Source organism: Permianibacter aggregans, assembly GCF_009756665.1.
Lineage (GTDB): Bacteria > Pseudomonadota > Gammaproteobacteria > Enterobacterales > Permianibacteraceae > Permianibacter > Permianibacter aggregans.
This window is the reverse complement of the sequence record NZ_CP037953.1, coordinates 3,237,211-3,255,913: the sequence shown is the minus strand read 5'-3', so window position 1 is coordinate 3,255,913 and position 18,703 is coordinate 3,237,211. Positions and strand designations below refer to the sequence as shown.

Below are 18,703 nucleotides of genomic sequence, written 5' to 3'. Positions count from 1 at the left end.
ACGTTTACATTCGGTTGCCCGCCAACCGCATTGGCTGGCGGGCGCCCCACTTGATTACTTCTTGCGTGCTGCGATGACGGATTCGGCAACGTTGCTTGGCGCTTCATTGTAATGACCGAATTCCATCGAGTACGTAGCACGGCCCTGCGTGGCAGAGCGCAGATCGGTGGCATAGCCAAACATCTCGGCCAGCGGCACTTCCGCTTTGATGGCTTTGATTTGGCCAGGCAGATCGTCCATGCCTTGAACGATACCGCGACGACGGTTCAAATCGCCGATGACATCCCCCATGTATTGCTCAGGGGTTTCGACTTCGACTTTCATCATCGGCTCGAGCAGTACCGGTTTAGCTTTCAAGCAGCCTTCTTTGAAGCCCATCGAACCGGCGATTTTGAACGCCATTTCGTTCGAGTCGACATCATGGTAAGAACCGTCATAAATCGTGACTTTGACGTCAACGACCGGGAAGCCGGCGATGATGCCGTTCTTCATCTGTTCCTGCACGCCTTTGTCAACGGCCGGGATGTATTCACGCGGAACCACACCACCGACGACTTCGTTGGAAAACTCGTAACCTTTGCCGGCTTCTTGCGGCTCGATACGCAGCCAGACGTGACCGTATTGACCACGACCACCGGACTGACGCACGAACTTGCCTTCTTGCTCAACCGACTTGCGAATGGTTTCGCGGTACGCAACCTGCGGTTTGCCGACGTTGGCTTCGACTTTGAATTCGCGACGCATACGGTCGACGATGATGTCGAGGTGCAACTCGCCCATACCAGAAATAATGGTCTGGCCGGATTCTTCATCGGTGTGTACGCGGAACGACGGATCTTCCTGAGCCAGACGGCCCAGGGCGATACCCATCTTTTCCTGGTCGCTCTTGGTTTTCGGCTCAACGGCAACCGAGATAACCGGCTCAGGGAAAATCATCCGCTCAAGAATCACCTGGTGATCCGGATTACAAATCGTGTCACCGGTGGTGACGTCTTTCAGACCGATACAGGCGGCGATGTCGCCGGCGCGAATTTCACGAATTTCTTCGCGGTTGTTCGCGTGCATCTGCACCAGACGGCCGATACGCTCTTTCTTGTCTTTGGTCGTGTTGTACACCGCGTCACCGCTGTTGACGACGCCGGAATAAACACGAATAAAGGTCAAGGAACCAACGAACGGGTCGGTGGCAATCTTGAACGCCAGGGCAGAAAACGGCGCATCATCAGACGGATGACGCTCAGCCGGCTCACCGCTCGGGGTTTCGCACTTGATCGCCGGCACATCGGTCGGCGCTGGCAGATAGCGAACGACGGCGTCCAGCATCATTTGCACGCCCTTGTTCTTGAACGCCGAACCGCAAACAGCCGGAATGATTTCGTTGTTGACGGTGCGCTGGCGAATTGCCATGTGGATTTCGTCTTCCGACAAGTCACCCTCTTCCAGGTACTTGTTCATCAGCTCTTCGTTGGCTTCCGCCGCCGACTCAACCAGGTGCTCGCGCCACTGATTGCACAGCTCAACCATATCAGCCGGAATTTCGCCGTATTCGAAGGTCATGCCCTGATTTTCTTCGTTCCAGATGATCGACTTCATCTTGATCAGGTCAACCAGACCGGAGAATGAGTCTTCGGCTCCGATTGGCAGTACCAGCGGAACCGGGTTGGCTTGCAAACGGCTCTTCATCTGCTCAATGACGCGCAGGAAGTTGGCACCGGTACGGTCCATCTTGTTGACGAAGGCCAGACGCGGCACTTTGTACTTGTTGGCCTGACGCCATACGGTTTCGGACTGCGGCTGAACGCCACCGACCGCGCAATAGACCATGCAGGCACCATCAAGCACGCGCATCGAACGCTCAACTTCGATGGTGAAGTCAACGTGTCCGGGGGTGTCGATGATGTTGATGCGGTGTTGGTCAAACTGTTGTGACATACCGGCCCAGAAGCAGGTGGTCGCAGCCGAGGTAATGGTGATACCGCGCTCTTGCTCCTGCTCCATCCAGTCCATGGTGGCGGCGCCATCATGAACTTCACCGATTTTGTGGTTGACACCGGTGTAAAACAATACGCGCTCAGTCGTGGTTGTCTTACCGGCGTCGATGTGCGCGCTGATACCGATATTACGGTAGCGCTCAATTGGCGTGGTGCGTGCCATGATTTACTCCAAGTTTGGGTGTGCGGATTACCAGCGGTAATGCGAGAAGGCCTTGTTGGCTTCGGCCATACGGTGCACGTCTTCACGCTTCTTGACGGCAGAACCGCGGTTCTCGACGGCATCCAGCACTTCAGCGGCCAGACGGTCAGCCATGGTCTTTTCACCACGGTTACGGGCGGCATCAACCAACCAGCGCATGGCCAGGGCCGATTGACGGCTGGCACGGACTTCGACTGGTACCTGATAAGTGGCACCACCGACGCGGCGGGATTTGACTTCGACCATCGGGCGGACGTTGTCCAGGCCTTTTTCGAAGATGGCCATGGCTTCTTCAGCCTGGGTGTTTTTCTTGCTGGCAATCGAGTCAATGGCACCGTAAACAATCTTTTCGGCGACCGATTTTTTACCGGAGACCATGACTACGTTGATGAATTTTGCAAGCAATTCGCTGCCGTATTTCGGTTCCGGCAGGATTTCGCGTTTCGCGACGACACGACGACGTGGCATGTTAACTTTCCTTCTTGCTTCAGGTTGAATCCGGCATTGGCAGTGTGAAGCAACTGATTCACTACGCTACCGGCCTTACTTACACACTCGATTGGTGTGTTGGGCAGGATGCCCAGGGGCTATTCAGTGTGACGCGCGTACGCGGAACGACCGAACTGGCCAAATTATTTCTTCGGACGCTTGGCACCGTATTTGGAACGGCTTTGCTTCCGGTCTTTCACGCCTGCGGTATCCAAGGAACCACGGACGGTGTGGTAACGCACACCTGGCAAGTCTTTTACACGGCCGCCGCGGATCAGCACGACAGAGTGTTCTTGCAGGTTGTGGCCTTCACCACCGATATAGGAAATCACTTCGTAGCCGTTGGTCAAACGCACTTTGCAGACTTTACGCAAAGCGGAGTTCGGCTTTTTCGGAGTGGTGGTATACACACGGGTGCAAACGCCGCGTTTCTGCGGGCAGTTTTGCAACGCCGGTGACGGGGTCTTGCGCTTAATCTCTTTGCGAGGTTTGCGCACGAGCTGGTTTACGGTCGCCATTTGAAGAAAAAACTCCTAGTAAAAAGAGAAAACACCCCTACGCCCGAAAAGCAGGCTTTCAGGGGGGTGCGGCATTCTAGAGATGAAGGACAGTGTAGTCAAGGTAAGTTCTGGGCTGGCAAACCCATCATGGAGCCAACTTTTTAGGGGGCTCGCGAGTGTCCTCCTGCCGGCACAAAATTCTGTCACACAAGCTAAGGGGTGGAGCCTCTGACCCACCATCATTGTTGTGTCAGAAACAATGATGGCGGGCTTAACAGCAATGAGACGCTCTTGTTTAGTTTAGGGCGCAGCGTAAGTAATTACCAACTTCGGACGGCGGGTCACGTCGGTGGTGTAGTCTTTGGTATAGAAGCGCTTCAGGTTATACCGATCACCCGCTGAGCGAATGATGCGCCAACCATAGTTCTGCTGTTCATTTTGCATCATCTGCAGGCTCTGGGTGACATCAAACATCAGCCAACCTGTGCCCCAATCGGATACCACCGAGGCATCCGGCGCGCTGACATAGTCGGTATTGGATCCATTGGCGCCGCTGCCACTCCAGGCTTGACCGGAACGGAAGTTCAGCCAGTTGGCCTCAGTTTCCTGCCAATCGCGCAGCAGTCGATGCACACCCCAGGTGGCGTTGTAGACCGTAGCCTTATACACATGCAGTTGCGCGTTTTGAATCAAGGCATCATCCGGCACGATGCCGCCTTCGCTGGCAAAAATCTTGAACCGCAGCATCGGCGAGTAGGCATTGTTCTCGTCGTACATGATGCTTTGACTACCAGCAATGCCACTCGGGCTGTAACTGCTTAAATAGGTATCCTGGGTACCGATGTAACCGTTCTGCCCTTCTTGTAGCGTTACCGTACCGGATTGTCCTGGCAGCACAGTAATGGCTACCGGCGCGGACCAGGCCTGGGCACCGAGATCGTCTGTCGCCAAGGCGGAAATATCATGGTTGCCGACCGGAGCGTCGAGCCAGTCGTAAGCGAACGGCGCACTGGTATCACTGGCAATCAAAGTGCTGCCTCGATAGAAATCAACGCGACTGACGTAACCATCCAGATCACTGGCCTCCGCCTGCAAGGTGATGACATCGCCGGCGACGAATTCGGCACCGGCGCTTGGCGCCGTCAGGTTGACGACCGGTTTCAGGTTGTCGCCGCCGACCGGCTGCTGCCAGCCTTCCGGCTTGTAAATCCAGACGTTACCGGCCGTCGCGTCCTGCAAGCCGATAAACACATCGAGATTCGGAATGTATTTCCATTTACCGAGTATGCCGGTGCCGATGATATTCGATGGCGTGGAACTGGCTACCAATACCCCTTTGCGGATGGTCCAGCCGGAAGGCGACGGAGTTGCCGGCGGCTGAATCAGGAAAACATCAGCGCCGCTGCACCACATGACAAACTGTTTTCGCACCGGGTCGAAGTCCAGACCGCAGTTTTTAGGTTTCAACTCTCCGGTACTGTAGCGAGCGGTAAACGCGCCATCGAGATCGGTGGGCAACACGACGACATCATCATTGCTGCTGCCCGGCGTGTTCAAATTCCAATAGGCCAATGGTTTTGAAGAACCGCTTAGGCGAACGAACAATTTGCTTTCCGGGTCGTAGGCGCAAGCGGTTTGTGCCTGAGCGCCATTCCACCAGCGGCCAACGATTTCCCATTGATCAGCAGCAGGATTGTTGATGTCGTTAATCTGATAACGATACAAATTCAATGCCGTGCCGGTGCCATGGTTGGCGCCAACATAGAGCACGTCTTTACCGAGCTCTTCAGCATACGCAGTACAGCCTTCAACATGACGCCTCGGCAAACGCGGCGTACCAGCCAGCGCCCCCCACATATCGCGGTTCTGCCACATTTGACCGCCGAGAATTTCGGGGAACGGCTGCACACGTTTGACGTGCGAACCGGTGCTGCCACCAACCATCATCGGATTGGCCTTTTCCGGATCAAACAGATACGGACCCGTGCGACGATTGACGCCATTGTCGACCATGAAAAACATATCGCCGTTGTTGTAGGCGGCGCCACCAAAGCTCAGGAAGCGGTCAGCCACGGGCAAATAAATATTGTTGTCGTAAGTGTGAGCCGATGACGGCGCATTGAACGCGCCATCAATCGCGATGTAATTGTTGGCGCTATCTTTGGTCACTTCACTCGGCAGCGACATGCGCTGCCATTGCTGTGTGCTGGCGCGCCAGCGATAGACATCGTTACCGGAATAATTGGCGTGACCGCCACCATAGATAATCAAATCGGCGCGCTTGCTGTCCCAATCAAATGAACTCCAGGCGCCAATGATTTTCGCTGGCGTTGGATTACCGAAATTATCCAGCGGCCGCAGCTCTGAAGGCGTCCATACATCGGAGAACAAATTGGTATTGGCTTTGTACCAAGCCCCCTCTGGCAAACCGGCAATAATCGTCAACAGCGCCGAGACATCGGCGCCATAAGGGGACGCGTCCGGTTTACTGCTGCCCTGCCACTGACTGGCCTTAACCGCCGGAGTTTCAACCACCGGCGTCGATTCATCTACGTGAATCGCGTATTGCTGATACGCTTCACCACCTTGACTATCACGAGCTCGAATGACGATATCAAAACGGCCTGGCGCAAACGGCCGACCGCGCAATTCACCTCGTTTCCGGTCCAGTTGCACACCATCCGGTAACCGGCCTTTGTGTAGCGAATATTCGACCTCGCCCAAAGCGTCACTGACTCGCAAAGGCGCGTTCGCCGGCTGCTGCACATCCATGGTCGCCAAGGCTTGATCGGTAAACCGCAGCGGGGGCCGCTCTTTACCCACATATTCAAGCCGCAATGCATCCAGGAAAAAGGACTGTTGCGTACCTTTGATCAGGATAGAGACCGAGCCAGGCTGCAATGACAGCAGCTGAAGTTGCTGCCATTGGCCGCCATTACCCTTCTGGCTGAACACCTGCTCGAATTCCTGCGTGCCAGACTTCACCAGCAGCGTCACTTGGCCAGCTTGCTCAACCACCGGCCACCAAGCGTTTATCCGGTAATAACCCGTGCGCGAAACCATGGTAGTAAAACTGAGAGCGGCATCAGACTCTTCCTCTGCTTGCAGGCTTTGACCGTGCAGACTGCGATACGCATTGACCTGCTTGAAGCGGCCTTCGCGTCGGCCATCAACAGCCTTCCATTCGATGTTGTTCAACGTCGTGAGCTGGGCATTGAGCAGCGGCGGCGCGGCCGCTTCCAGCCTTGGTGAATAGCAGGCAATCCAGAACAGACTGCTGAGCATCGCGCCGTAGAGTAATGAAAAACGCATCAGAAAACTCCTTTTCTTATGGTGTGCACATTATTTTCAGGATTGGAACAAACAAAAAAGGCGACACAAGGCCGCCTTTTTTGAACTGCTAACGAAACTTACATTTTCCGGCGACGCAGACCGAAGGCCAATGCACCAATGCCCATCAGCAGCATCGTGCCCGGCTCAGGAATGAACACGGTGAAAATGCGAGCTTGGGTGTAGATGGTGCTGATCCCGGCGGAATAGGGTTCACCAGCTGCACACCCAGCATCACCGTCTTGGCTGCAGGCTTCCGTTGTATAGATCGTGAAGGTGCCGTCACCATTGTCGATGACCGCAGCACCTGGGCCGGCGGCAAACTGGAACGAAATCCAGTAGCTGTAGAAACCGTCATTGTAGAACATGAAGGTGCCTTCCAGTCCCGTTGTGGTGAACACGTCATCACAAGCAGTACCTAGCGGGTTCGGGCCCGGGCACTCTTCCGCATCAAGGTTCAGCGTCTCATCAAAATACAGCGGGTTGATGCCTGGAACGCTCAGCGAAACCGGGCTGGTCAATTGGAACCAGCCGTTGACGTTGACCGAACCCAGGTTGCCACCAGCCGTGGTAATGATGTTGTTGGTATGGGTAAAGACGTTAATCGTCGTCCAGCCACCATTGGTCAGAATGGAGTTGCCAGCCCCAATGAAGTTGGTGATGTTCAGATGGCTTTGTGCCGAGTAAGGATCCTGAGCGTTGCCGCCACCGGAAACAAACGGGTTCTGCGTACTGCCAGTACCCCAGGACAGGTGCTCATACAGCGAGGCACCAGCAAAACCGGTGACTGGCTCGTTAGCGGTCAGGCCGCATACGCCGCCGCCATCACAAGCCCAGTTTTCAAAACCGGTACGTGTTTCAAAGTCAAACGAAGCGATCGGGTCGGCTGCTACGGCACCGGCAGCTACCAGTGTCACGGCCGCGATCAGATTACGAATACGCATAATAAGTACCACTCCTTAGTAATTGGGCTCAGGCGTTGCTCGTAACCGCTCCTTAAGCACGTCCTGTGCCAGGTTTGGATTTATATTACAGATCAATAGGTTATCCTTTGGTAACCATTACCAGATTTGCCGAGATGTAAAGTCCTTCGACACCGTGTTAATGCGCCTTTACGCCTTTTTCAACGTGAATGCCGTTTTTAAGCGCTTAGGAACCACTGTGTTTTTTAATTTCGCATAAGCCGGCAAGCCGTTTTCATAACGCGGATAGGCTTCGCCCTGAATCAGCGGCGACAGGTAACGGCGGCAGGCGGCGGTGATATGAAAGCCGTCCTGGCTGATATAGGTATCGGGCATTTTGCGCTCGACATTGGCTACTTCGCTAAGCCGGGCCATGCTGATTTGCCAGCCGTAGGTACGTCCTTTCTGTCGCAGAATGATTGGCATGACGGCGTTATGACCTTTGACGGCAAATTCAACCGCCGCTTTGCCAACCGCGTAGGCCTGCTCCAGATCGGTTTTTGAGGCGATGTGGCGCGCCGAGCGCTGCAGGTAATCGGCGACGGCGTAGTGGTATTTGTAGCCCAGCTTATCTTTGACCAACTGAGCGATGACCGGCGCGACGCCACCGAGCTGGGCATGCCCGAACGCATCCTTGGTGCCGGCCTCGGCGAGGAATTTGCCTTCGGCGTTTTTCACCCCTTCTGATACGACAATCGTGCAGTACCCGTATTGCTTGACCACCTCGTCTACCCGCGCCAGGAATTTCGCCTGATCGAAAACCCGCTCTGGAAACAAGATGATATGCGGAGGCTGACCGGCTTTCTCCGTTGCAAGACCAGCGGCCGCGGCAATCCAGCCGGCATGACGGCCCATGACTTCGAGCACGAATACTTTGGTTGATGAGCTGGCCATCGACGCTACATCCATACCCGCTTCGCGAATTGACACGGCCACATACTTGGCCACCGAGCCAAAGCCCGGGCAGTTGTCGGTCAACGGCAGGTCGTTATCGACCGTTTTCGGAATACCGATGCAGGTCAGTGGATATTCGAGCTGCTCGGCCATCTGGGAGATCTTGTTGGCGGTATCCATCGAATCGTTGCCGCCGTTATAAAAGAAGTAACGAATATCGTGCGCCTTGAACACCTCGATAAGACGCTCGTATTCAGCCCAGCTTTGCTCCAGGGATTTCAGTTTATGGCGGCAGGAGCCGAAGGCGCCGCCCGGCGTGTATTTCAGCGCCGCAATCGCTTCCTTGCTTTCCTTGCTGGTGTCGATCAGGTTTTCATATAGCGCGCCAAGAATGCCATCCTTGCCGGCGTAGACCTTGCCGATTTTCTTCGGGTATTTGCGTGCCGTTTCGATGACACCGGCAGCCGAGGCATTGATCACCGCGGTAACACCACCGCTTTGCGCATAGAAGGCGTTGTAGACTTTTTTCGGGGTAATCGCTTTGGCCATGATCATTCCTTATTCACTGTACCAATCAGGGGGATTCAACATCCATCAACTATTTGCGTTCGTGTCTGGACGCTGATCGAAACCGACTTGCATAATAGCCTAACTGAATTTGATGGCAGTCACGGCGCGCACTTGCAGTTTTTCTCATTATTTTTCCCCATTTGTCTGCTGAAAAAAGGCCCGCAGGATTTGCCCTGGTCTCCGGCGCTGTTGCTTAAGGCCTGCCTGTTGCAATGGTTCAGCAGCGCACTACTGTTCCTGTTATTGGCACCGGCGGCGACGGCGTTTTTTCGCGCCTCGATTGCCATTGCCTTAAGTCTTTCAGTCTGGAGCCTGGTGCTGTGGCTGAGCAACCGCGGTGAGCGGCTATTGCAAGTGCTGACTGCAGTGCAAGGATGCGCGACGCTGCTCAACATCGGCATGTGGCCATTGATGTTCTTGATGTCCACCGTGTCGAGCAATCCCGCCATGGCACTGGTATTGAACGTCGCGATGATTGTCTGGAGCATGAGCATTCACGCGCATATTTTGCGACACGCATTGAATTGGCGTTACGCGTTTGCACTGACCCTGGCCATTGCCTTGTTTTTAATTCGGGTCAGCCTGTTTCAACAGATCACGAGTCCTGTCTGATGCATATTCATATTCTTGGTATTTGCGGCACGTTTATGGGCGGCTTGGCGCTGCTGGCACGTGAACTTGGCCACCGCGTTTCCGGTTCGGATCAAAATGTTTATCCACCGATGAGCACGCAACTGGCCGATGCCGGCATTGACCTGATCGCCGGCTATGAAAACGATACGCTGCAGCCACAGCCGGATTTGGTGATCATCGGCAATGCCCTGTCGCGTGGCAACCCGGCCGTCGAGCGCGTGCTGAACCAAAATTTGCCCTATGTTTCCGGCGCCGAATGGCTGGCGCGCGAAGTGCTGCAATCGCGTTGGGTCGTGGCCATTGCCGGCACCCACGGCAAAACCACGACAACCAGTTTGGCTACTTGGATACTGGAGTATGCCGGCTTGAAACCGGGCTTTTTGATCGGCGGCGTGCCGGGTAATTTCGGGCAATCAGCACGTTTGGGTGAGGCGCCATTTTTCGTCATCGAAGCCGATGAATATGACACAGCATTTTTCGATAAGCGCGCGAAGTTTGTTCATTACCGGCCACGCACCGCCGTGCTCAATAATCTCGAATTTGATCATGCCGATATCTATCCGAATCTGGCCGCGATCGAAACCCAGTTCCATCATTTGCTGCGCACCGTGCCCGGTAACGGCCTGGTTATTTATCCAAGCACTGACGAGGCGCTACAACGCGTGATCAAGCGCGGCTGCTGGAGTGCAACAGAAACCCTGGATCAAACCCATGGTTGGTGGCTACAAAACGAATCTGCTGATGGTCGAGCGTTTTCCATCTGGCATCAGAATCAAAAGCAGGGCGAAGTGCGCTGGTCGCTTCTGGGCCAGCACAATCAGGCCAATGCGCTGGCGGCATTGCTTGCCGCTCGGCATTGCGGCGTCAGCATTGATGTCGGGTGCGCGGCGCTGGCTGAATTCAAAGGCATCAAACGCCGAATGGAATTGAAAGGCGAAGTCGGCGACATTGCGGTCTATGATGATTTTGCTCATCATCCGACCGCGATTGCGACCACCGTGTCCGGCTTGCGGGCGGCAATTGGCAACGCGCGCATTCTGGCCGTCGTCGATCCGCGCTCGGCAACGATGAAAATGGGCGTACATCGCGACACGCTGGCCGACAGCCTGCGTCAGGCCGATATGGTGTTTCTGCATCAACCGGCGGAGCAGCAATGGCAAGCACGCCTGCCCACCGACTTCACGATTCCCTGGCGGAATTTTTCCGATGTTGATTCGATCGTTGCGGCCGTCAAAGCCGTAGCAAAACCCGGTGACCAGGTACTAGTCATGAGCAACGGCGGCTTTGGCGGCATTCATCAGAAGTTGCTCGATGCGTTCGCGCACTAGGGCCTGTTTACCTTTGCCACGCCACAACGTTGCCGCCCAGAAAAGCGCCATGCAAGGCGCGAGGAGAGAAGTTTGTTCGACACATCCCTGTGTCTCACCCCTCCGGGGCTGAAGCTCAAAAACGCTCCCGGCGTTTTTGTGGTCATTCCAAATGAACGACGAGCAACGCGGCATGGCGCTTTTCTGGGCGCAACCCGAAGGGACGGGCCGCCCGTGGCGCATTGCGGCGTCATTCGTCGCTCATGTACGTCAAGTACACTGCGCTCCTCATTCCTGCGCCCCACAGGGACGTGGGAAGTGTCGCAAGCGCGTCAGGAGACGCGCGCGACCACTGCGCTACGGGCAGCTCCGTCGCTGCGGTGTGGCAAAGGTAAACAGGCCCTACGCTGCACTACACTGCAACACAGCATCAACCAATGGTAGGTGAACAAATGGGCAACCGTTCGGCAATCACCCTGGCTCTGACCGGCGCTTCTGGCGCACCGTACGCACTGCGCTTATTGCAGTGTTTGACGCTGCACTACGAGAAAATTTATCTATTGCTCAGTGCACCGGCACGCGTGGTGCTGGCCACCGAATGCGATATCGCCCTTCCTGACAACACTCGCGAGCAACTGAATCGCTTATCTGAACGTTTGCAATTGCCCAGCGAAAAAATCGAACTGCTGGCGCGCGACAACTGGATGAGCGCTGTCGCCAGTGGCTCCAGCGCGCCAAAGCAAATGGTAGTCTGTCCCTGCAGCACCGGCACGCTTTCGGCCATTGCCCAAGGTGCCAGCGACAATCTGATTGAACGCGCCGCCGACGTCGTGCTGAAAGAAAAAGGCCAATTGATTCTGGTGCCAAGGGAAACGCCGTATTCAGCTATTCATCTGGAAAACATGCTGAATCTGGCACGGCTTGGTGTGACGATACTGCCAGCCAGTCCCGGCTTTTATCAGCAACCGAAAACCGTCGATGATCTGGTCGACTTTATTGTCGCCCGGATACTCGATCACCTCGGTATCGAACAAACGCTGATGCCACGCTGGGGATACGGCAACGGCGAAAACTGATCGTTTTGCTTAACCGATAAACTCTTCAATATCGCGCAACAATTCTTCACCGGCCAGTGGCTCGCCAATGAAATACCCCTGGATTTCATCGCACTGCATTTGCCGCAGCCGTTTGTGCTGCTCGCTGGTTTCAACACCTTCCGCGACGACGATCATATCGAGCTTGTGGGCTAAAGCAATCATCGCTGAAATGATGGCTTCGGACGCTACATCGGTATCGGTATGGGCAACAAATTCTTTCGGAATTTTCAGGGTATCGAAACGATAGCGGCGCAAATACGAGAACGCCGAATAGCCGGTGCCAAAATCATCGAGTGCCATGCGCACGCCGAGTGCACGTAACTGCGACAAGTTGTCGGCGACCGAAGCGGAGGCCGTCAGCAACTGGCTTTCGGTCAGCTCCAGTTCCAGCGCGCAAGCCGGTAAATCATGATCACTCAATGCCTGTTGCACCCTTTGCACCAGATCGGTTTGTTTCAATTGCTTGGCGCTTAAATTCACCGACACCCGCCAGCAATGGTTTTGCCGCCACCACGTGGCAGCGTGCCGGCAGGCGGCGTTCAACATCCAATCGCCAATATCGGATATCAAATCCAGCTCTTCGGCAATAGCGATGAATTCATCGGGTTTTACAGGGCCAAAGGCGCTAGAGTGCCAGCGCACCAGTGCTTCAAATCCGGTAACGGCATTTTCGCGAATATCCCAACGCGGCTGAAACCAGACTTCCAGTTCTGCCTGAGAAATGGCTTTGCGTAAGGCGTTTTCCAATTTCAGCCGATGCGGCGCTTGGGTCTGCAATTCGTCATGGTAGATCTGCACCCGGCCTCGGCCTTCCTGCTTGGCCTGGTACAAGGCCAAGTCGGCTTTCTGCAGCAAGACGCCGCCATCAAGCCCGTGTTCCGGATAACAACTGACACCGATGCTTGGGGTGATGATGATCTCGTGGCCTTCGATAACAAACGGTGCCAGGAATGCCGCCAGAATTTGTTGCGCTTTTGCCTGCAGCACGCCGGCCACATTGGTGCCGGCACTGAGCAAAACAAATTCATCGCCGCCGAGTCGGGCCAGCACTTCCTGCTCACCCTGCAGATGGCGCAAACGTGAGGCGACCAATTGCAGCAGCAAGTCGCCGCAGCCGTGGCCGAGTGAATCATTGATTTTCTTGAAATGATCGAGGTCGAGAAAATACAGCGCCATCGGTTTGCGCTGTTCGCCTTTCGGTTGCAGCCTTTGCGCAAATTGCTGATGAAACGCCTGACGATTGCTGAGGCCGGTCAGGTAATCGTTTTCCGCCAAATAGCGCAGCTCTTCTTCCTGCTTGCGGCGCCCGGTGATGTCGGTCATCACCGCAACAAAATTGAACTCGCCGCTGACCGGTTCGGATATGCGTTTTAAATCGAGCTGCATCAGCCGCAGCTCACCGTTTTTCAAACGCTGCATCAGTTCGCCAGACCATTGGCCATTTTCCCGGGCCTGATGACGAATCGCCATGGTCGGTCGACAATCTTCGCCATCGAGCAAGGAGGTATCTTTGCCGAGAATTTCCTGATGCCGATAACCAAATAATTTGCTGAACGCGGCATTGACCCGCAGCACCCGAAACTCGGCATCGGTAACGATGACACATTCATTCATGTGCTCCAGCACCGTCCAGGAGAACTGCAATTCGCGTTCAATGCTTTTGCGTGCCGTGATGTCTTTCAGCGTGCCGCCCAAATGCATGGCACCACCGAGTTCCGGGTCCAGCAAACGCCCGCGCTGCAGTACCCAGCGCCATTGTCCGTTGGCATGTTGCACCCGGTATTCGACCTCAAAGAACGACGTTTTCTGGCGCAGATGGCGACCAATGGCGCGTAGCACCGTTTCCTGATCCTGCGGATGAATGGACTCGAACAATGCCGTGGCGGTGCCCGGCAATTGATTCGGTGAAAAGCCAAGCATTTCGGCGATGCCGCTGCGGGTGATGCGGCCGCTGTGCAAATCCCAATCCCAGAGCCCGTCGCCGGAACCCCAAAGTGCCGCATTCAGGTGCTGCTTGGTGATGCGTAACTCCTGCAGTTCTCGCTCACGCTGGCGCCGACGACGAAAATCAATCAGTAGCGTGATGCAGAGCAGCGAAAGGGAAAACAGGAAAAACGAGGAATGCAGGACCGTGACACTGATGCCTTCCAGTGCCCATGCCGGTGCAGCGCTTAAGCTCAGCACGGCGAAAATCCATATTTTTGTCGTTGCTGTGGCCATTGTCCTTGGGTCTTGTTGGCGGCCCCGACGCACTATAACGGGTATACTCCGCGCAACTCAATGAACGGGGATCAAAGCTTTGACCGATTCGACAGATTCCACGCCGGCGCTGAAGATTCGCGGCCTGGAAAAGCGCTACGACAATGGTGTCAAGGCGCTGAAAGGTATCGATCTGACCGTGCAGACTGGCGAGTTCTATGCCCTGCTCGGCCCGAACGGCGCCGGCAAAAGCACGACCATTGGCGTTATCGCCTCGCTGGTAAAAAAAACCGCCGGCAAGGTCGAGGTGTTCGGCCATGACATCGACGTCGATTTCAATGCCGCCAAACGCTGCCTTGGTCTGGTGCCACAGGAATTCAATTTCAGTCAGTTTGAAACGGTCATGCAGATCGTCGTCAACCAGGCTGGCTTCTACGGCGTGCCACGCGAAAAAGCGGTCCAAAGAGCCGAGGAATTGCTGAAGCCCTTGCAGCTCTGGGAAAAACGCAATGAGCCATCTCGTCAGTTATCCGGCGGCATGAAACGGCGTCTGATGATCGCCCGGGCGATGATGCACGAACCGAAGCTGTTGATTCTTGATGAACCCACCGCAGGCGTCGACATTGAGTTGCGCCGCTCAATGTGGGGCTTTTTGCGTGAACTGAACCGGCAGGGCACAACGATTGTGCTGACCACCCATTATCTGGAAGAAGCCGAAATGCTCTGCCGCCATATCGGCATCATCAATCACGGCGAAATTATTGAAGACACCAGCATGAAATCCTTGCTGGCGCGGATGAATCAGGAAACCTTTGTGCTCGACTCGCCGAATCTGCCGAAACCATTTCCGGAGCTGCCCGGTTATCCGCACCGGGTGGTCGATGAGCATTCGGTGGAAATCGATGTGCCACGGCAACAGGGCTTGAACGAGCTGTTTCAACTGCTCAGTGAACAGGGCATCACCGTTTCGTCGATGCGCAATAAAGCCAACCGGCTGGAGGAATTGTTCGTGCAATTGGTCAGCCAGCCAGCGAAGGAGCTGCAGTCATGATGTCTACAGCCTCACGCATTGCACTGCAAAGCATCGTGTTCAAGGAAGTGGCGCGCTTTATCCGCATATGGCCGCAAACGCTACTGCCGCCAGCGATCACGACGACGCTGTATTTCATGATCTTCGGCAATTTTGTCGGCAGCCGTATCGGCTCGCTCGGTGAGTACAGTTATCTCGAGTATATTTTTCCTGGTCTGGTTATGATGTCGGTGATCACCAATAGCTACGCCAATGTCGTCTCGTCTTTTTTCTCGGCGAAATTTCAGCGCAGCATCGAAGAGATTCTGGTCGCTCCGGTATCAAACGGCGTGTTACTGAGCGGCTACCTGCTCGGTGGCATGGCACGTGGATTGTTGACGGCATTGATTGTCAGCACGCTGGCGCTGATGTTTGTTGATATCGAAGTCAAACATCCGTTGCTGACCGTGCTCTTGGTGGTGCTGGCATCGGCGATGTTTGCACTGGGCGGTTTTATCAACGCGGTTTATGCCCGTAAATTCGATGATACCTCGATCGTACCGACGTTTGTGTTGACACCACTGACCTATCTTGGTGGTGTGTTCTATTCGATCAGCTGGTTGCCGGAAATCTGGCAGCATATTTCGCTGGCCAATCCGATTCTGTATTTGGTCAATGGCTTTCGTTACAGCTTTCTCGGCGAATCGGATGTCAACGTCGGCTTGGCGATTCTGATTCTGCTGGCTGGCGTCATCTTGCTGACCTTGTTCGCTCTGCGCTTGCTGCAACGCGGAACCGGTTTGCGCAGTTAACCCGGCGGGCGAAAGCAATAAAACCATTCCGGCCGGTTTGCCAAGCGGCCGGAATGTGCTAAAAACCGGTCTTATTCCTACCTCTTTTAGGCGCAGCCATGGCCTATCGCGGTCGCAAGCAGTTATTGACGGCAGGCATCATCTACCTGCTCGGCGTCATTCTGGTCACGGTGATCTGGCTGCGTTTTCTGCAAAAGAACACGCTCGACACCATTGATCAGCGACTGTTGAATGCGGCCGCCGAAGTCGCTGATGTGCTGCCAGCCGATTTTCATGATCGCGCCACCAGCGCCGCCAGCGTTACCCGTGACGAAGACAAGCGCAATCTCGAAGCCTTGTCCAGCCATGCCCGGCTGGCTGGTTTTGCCTACCTCTACACCTATGTATTGAAAAACAACCTGATCTATTTCACGGCGTCCAGCTACGACGATGATGACGTCGAGAGCGGCACGGTCAGTTATTACTGGACACCATATCCGGAAGCGCATCAGGGCTTTTTTGACGCTTACCACGACAACAAAATCACTTATGCCACCTACACCGATCGCTGGGGCACGTTCCGCACCGTGCTGCTGCCGCGAACCTCACCGGGCGGCCAGCGCTATGTGGTCGGCGCCGATATCGACATCAGCGAAATCGACGACGCACTCTGGAGCCAGGTGCCTTGGGTAGTCGGCGCTGCACTATTGCTGCTGGCCTTTGCCGTGCCGATGGCATTCACGATGCGGCGCACACTGGAGAAAATCAACGCCGATTTACGGCAATTGAATCAGGCGCTGGAATCGGATTTGGCCGAACGCGAACGAGTCGAGCACGAGCTGCGCACGGCTACCGAAAAAGCCAATGTCGCCAACGAAAGCAAGAGCCGGTTCCTGGCCAATATGAGTCATGAAATGCGCACACCGCTGAACGGCATCAGTGGCATGACCGAATTGCTACTCGACACGCCGCTCGGCGAAACCCAGCGCGAGTATGCCGAGCGTATTCAGCAATGCAGTCAGGCGCTGCTGGAAACCATTCACCACGTGCTCGATGTCGCCAGCATCGAATCCGGCCATGCCCGCTTCCAGTATCGCAGCATCGATATCCGCGAATGGCTTGATGAGCATTTGTCAGTGTTCGCGCTGACCATTGCCCGCCAGCAGATTGATTTGGCCGTCGAGGTCTCTGTGCGCACCCCACGACTGATTCAGATGGACCCGGAACGGCTGTGGCAGGTGCTCGGCAATTTGATTGGCAACGCCATCAAATACACCGAACGCGGCGGCGTGCATGTGCATCTGGATTGGCACGATCATCAGCTATTTGTTGAAGTCGAAGACAGCGGTATCGGCATTCCGCTGGAACACCAGGAATCGATATTCGATGCCTTTGCCCAAGCCGACACCTCGGCGACGCGTCGGCATGAAGGCAGCGGTTTGGGCCTGACCTTGGCGCGTGATTTATGCCGGCTGATGGGCGGCAAACTGTGGTTGGAGCGCTCGACGCCGCTTGGTTCACTGTTCAGTTTCAAACTGCCAGCCGGCGCTGAAGATTCGCTGTCGACGGTTTTCATGCCAACACCCCGAATGCGCATCGCCGTTGTCTCAGACTTTGTGCCTTATGTACAGCAGATGCATTACCAGCTGGGTCCACATGGCATCAGTTTGCTTCGTTTGAACGACGTCAATGCGCTGCTCAATTTCGAGCCGGATGCAGGTACCAAAGCGATCATCATTGACAGCAAATTTGGCGGAGAGGCATTGACCTTATGTCGACAAAAAGCGGGAGCGGATTTGACGCTGATTTGGCTGCATTGGATCGGTGAAGAAACGCCGGAGCTGGCCAGTGAGCCGCTGCGCCGATTGTGCAAGCCGTTGTCCGCACAAAACCTGAAGCAGGTATTGGCTGAGTTCCTGCCAGCGGGCGCGGCGCCGATTAGCGAAGAAGAAAGCCACAAAATGCCGGTCGCGGCACGCATTCTGGTGGCTGAAGACAATTTGGTGAATCAAACCATCATCATGCGCATGCTGGCATTGGCCGGTATGCAAGCCGATGCCGTCGACAACGGCCTGGCCGCCGTATTCGCCGTGCGCGAAAAACGTTACGACGTCGTGTTGATGGATATTCAGATGCCTGAACTGGATGGCCTGCAGGCAACGCAGATGATCCTGGCAGAAAAAGGCCGTGACGCACCGTTGATTATTGGCCTGTCCGCGCATGCAACGCTGGATCAGATCGATGATGCCCGTCGCGCAGGAATGCAGGAATATCTGACCAAACCGGTACGCCGGGAAACGCTGATTGCCACCTTGCGTCGGGTGCTGGAGCGTCGAGTCAATAGTGAAGTGCCAAGCTCACGTTAATGCCCGCCGGCCATTTCGAATCAGCACTATCGATTCACATTTCGGTCCACACAATTGTTCGACTCAGGCGTGCTGCGAGCGCTCGGAACGAAGCGAATCCTGTGGATTAGCCTCGGTTAGCGTTTCCTGGTCCGCCCCTTCGAGGCGACGAAAGGTGCTGCGGCAACGACGGCACTGCCAAACGGACTTGTGGCGTAATCCTAACCACAGAAACAGCAGACCACCGATCATCGCCACCGGCCAACCCCAGTGCTGGCCAATAACGCCGACCATCAGCGACAGCGTCATGCCGGCCAGGCTGATGCCCGCCAAAATCGGGTCGCCGCCGTTCAAAGCGCGCTTGTGCACCTTCATCAAATGGCC

Annotated in this window: 14 protein-coding genes; 6 read left to right on the top strand and 8 right to left on the bottom strand. The window is 55.3% G+C overall.

Annotation, left to right across the window (positions count from 1 at the left end):
* Window positions 1–54: 54 nt before the first annotated feature.
* From fusA to E2H98_RS14655, 6 genes are all read right to left on the bottom strand, one after another.
* Window positions 55–2,154, bottom strand: coding sequence for an elongation factor G (fusA, locus tag E2H98_RS14680; RefSeq protein WP_133590183.1), 2,100 nt, complete (start codon window positions 2,152–2,154; stop codon window positions 55–57).
* 27 nt (window positions 2,155–2,181) lie between these two features.
* Window positions 2,182–2,661, bottom strand: a complete 480-nt coding sequence (gene rpsG, locus E2H98_RS14675; protein WP_133590186.1) for a 30S ribosomal protein S7 — start codon at window positions 2,659–2,661, stop codon at window positions 2,182–2,184.
* Between the two features lie 164 nt (window positions 2,662–2,825).
* Window positions 2,826–3,200: a 30S ribosomal protein S12 gene (gene rpsL, locus E2H98_RS14670; RefSeq protein WP_133590188.1), complete on the bottom strand. Its 375-nt coding sequence runs from the start codon at window positions 3,198–3,200 to the stop codon at window positions 2,826–2,828.
* 282 nt (window positions 3,201–3,482) lie between these two features.
* Window positions 3,483–6,494 (bottom strand): Ig-like domain-containing protein, encoded by a 3,012-nt coding sequence (locus E2H98_RS14665; protein ID WP_133590190.1) that lies wholly within the window; start codon window positions 6,492–6,494, stop codon window positions 3,483–3,485.
* A 98-nt stretch (window positions 6,495–6,592) separates the two neighbouring features.
* Window positions 6,593–7,456: a THxN family PEP-CTERM protein gene (locus tag E2H98_RS14660; protein ID WP_133590192.1), complete on the bottom strand. Its 864-nt coding sequence runs from the start codon at window positions 7,454–7,456 to the stop codon at window positions 6,593–6,595.
* A gap of 168 nt (window positions 7,457–7,624) precedes the next feature.
* The gene (locus E2H98_RS14655) at window positions 7,625–8,917 is read right to left on the bottom strand and encodes a 6-phosphofructokinase (RefSeq protein WP_133590194.1); all 1,293 of its coding nucleotides are present in this window, start codon (window positions 8,915–8,917) and stop codon (window positions 7,625–7,627) included.
* Window positions 8,918–9,004: 87 nt separating this feature from the next.
* On the opposite strand from E2H98_RS14655, the gene E2H98_RS14650 reads away from it, so the two are divergent.
* The 3 genes from E2H98_RS14650 to E2H98_RS14640 all read left to right on the top strand — a co-directional run bounded on the left by E2H98_RS14650 (window position 9,005) and on the right by E2H98_RS14640 (window position 11,954).
* On the top strand, window positions 9,005–9,550 hold the full coding sequence (locus E2H98_RS14650) for a hypothetical protein (RefSeq protein WP_133590196.1): 546 nt from the start codon (window positions 9,005–9,007) through the stop codon (window positions 9,548–9,550).
* A complete protein-coding gene (mpl, locus tag E2H98_RS14645; protein ID WP_133590198.1) occupies window positions 9,550–10,899 on the top strand; it encodes a UDP-N-acetylmuramate:L-alanyl-gamma-D-glutamyl-meso-diaminopimelate ligase in 1,350 nt (449 codons plus the stop codon). Before E2H98_RS14650 ends, mpl begins: the two co-directional genes overlap by 1 nt.
* Before the next feature lie 431 nt (window positions 10,900–11,330).
* Complete coding sequence (locus tag E2H98_RS14640) at window positions 11,331–11,954, top strand: flavin prenyltransferase UbiX (RefSeq protein WP_133590200.1); 624 nt, start codon at window positions 11,331–11,333, stop codon at window positions 11,952–11,954.
* A gap of 9 nt (window positions 11,955–11,963) precedes the next feature.
* Here the strand turns inward: E2H98_RS14640 and E2H98_RS14635 are convergent, their stop codons facing one another.
* Entirely contained in the window at window positions 11,964–14,159 is a 2,196-nt protein-coding gene (locus E2H98_RS14635; RefSeq protein WP_162848169.1) for a putative bifunctional diguanylate cyclase/phosphodiesterase, read from the bottom strand.
* A 115-nt stretch (window positions 14,160–14,274) separates the two neighbouring features.
* Here E2H98_RS14635 and E2H98_RS14630 point away from each other — a divergent pair, with 115 nt between their 5' ends.
* From E2H98_RS14630 to E2H98_RS14620, 3 genes are all read left to right on the top strand, one after another.
* Window positions 14,275–15,225, top strand: coding sequence for an ABC transporter ATP-binding protein (locus E2H98_RS14630; RefSeq protein ID WP_133590204.1), 951 nt, complete (start codon window positions 14,275–14,277; stop codon window positions 15,223–15,225).
* Entirely contained in the window at window positions 15,222–15,995 is a 774-nt protein-coding gene (locus E2H98_RS14625) for an ABC transporter permease (RefSeq protein WP_133590206.1), read from the top strand. Before E2H98_RS14630 ends, E2H98_RS14625 begins: the two co-directional genes overlap by 4 nt.
* Before the next feature lie 98 nt (window positions 15,996–16,093).
* A complete protein-coding gene (locus E2H98_RS14620) occupies window positions 16,094–18,340 on the top strand; it encodes an ATP-binding protein (RefSeq protein WP_133590208.1) in 2,247 nt (748 codons plus the stop codon).
* 63 nt (window positions 18,341–18,403) lie between these two features.
* On the opposite strand, the gene E2H98_RS14615 is transcribed toward E2H98_RS14620, so the two are convergent.
* Complete coding sequence (locus tag E2H98_RS14615; RefSeq protein WP_133590210.1) at window positions 18,404–18,694, bottom strand: hypothetical protein; 291 nt, start codon at window positions 18,692–18,694, stop codon at window positions 18,404–18,406.
* Window positions 18,695–18,703: the final 9 nt, after the last annotated feature.

Bases quoted from the DNA above. Each gene is read 5' to 3' on its own strand.
- rpsL (WP_133590188.1), bottom strand. From the start codon at position 3,200: ATGGCGACCGTAAACCAGCTCGTGCGCAAACCTCGCAAAGAGATTAAG.
- E2H98_RS14625 (WP_133590206.1), top strand. From the start codon at position 15,222: ATGATGTCTACAGCCTCACGCATTGCACTGCAAAGCATCGTGTTCAAG.
- E2H98_RS14665 (WP_133590190.1), bottom strand. From the start codon at position 6,494: ATGCGTTTTTCATTACTCTACGGCGCGATGCTCAGCAGTCTGTTCTGG.
- fusA (WP_133590183.1), bottom strand. From the start codon at position 2,154: ATGGCACGCACCACGCCAATTGAGCGCTACCGTAATATCGGTATCAGC.
- E2H98_RS14640 (WP_133590200.1), top strand. From the start codon at position 11,331: ATGGGCAACCGTTCGGCAATCACCCTGGCTCTGACCGGCGCTTCTGGC.
- rpsG (WP_133590186.1), bottom strand. From the start codon at position 2,661: ATGCCACGTCGTCGTGTCGTCGCGAAACGCGAAATCCTGCCGGAACCG.
- E2H98_RS14620 (WP_133590208.1), top strand. From the start codon at position 16,094: ATGGCCTATCGCGGTCGCAAGCAGTTATTGACGGCAGGCATCATCTAC.
- E2H98_RS14660 (WP_133590192.1), bottom strand. From the start codon at position 7,456: ATGCGTATTCGTAATCTGATCGCGGCCGTGACACTGGTAGCTGCCGGT.
- mpl (WP_133590198.1), top strand. From the start codon at position 9,550: ATGCATATTCATATTCTTGGTATTTGCGGCACGTTTATGGGCGGCTTG.
- E2H98_RS14655 (WP_133590194.1), bottom strand. From the start codon at position 8,917: ATGGCCAAAGCGATTACCCCGAAAAAAGTCTACAACGCCTTCTATGCG.
- E2H98_RS14615 (WP_133590210.1), bottom strand. From the start codon at position 18,694: ATGAAGGTGCACAAGCGCGCTTTGAACGGCGGCGACCCGATTTTGGCG.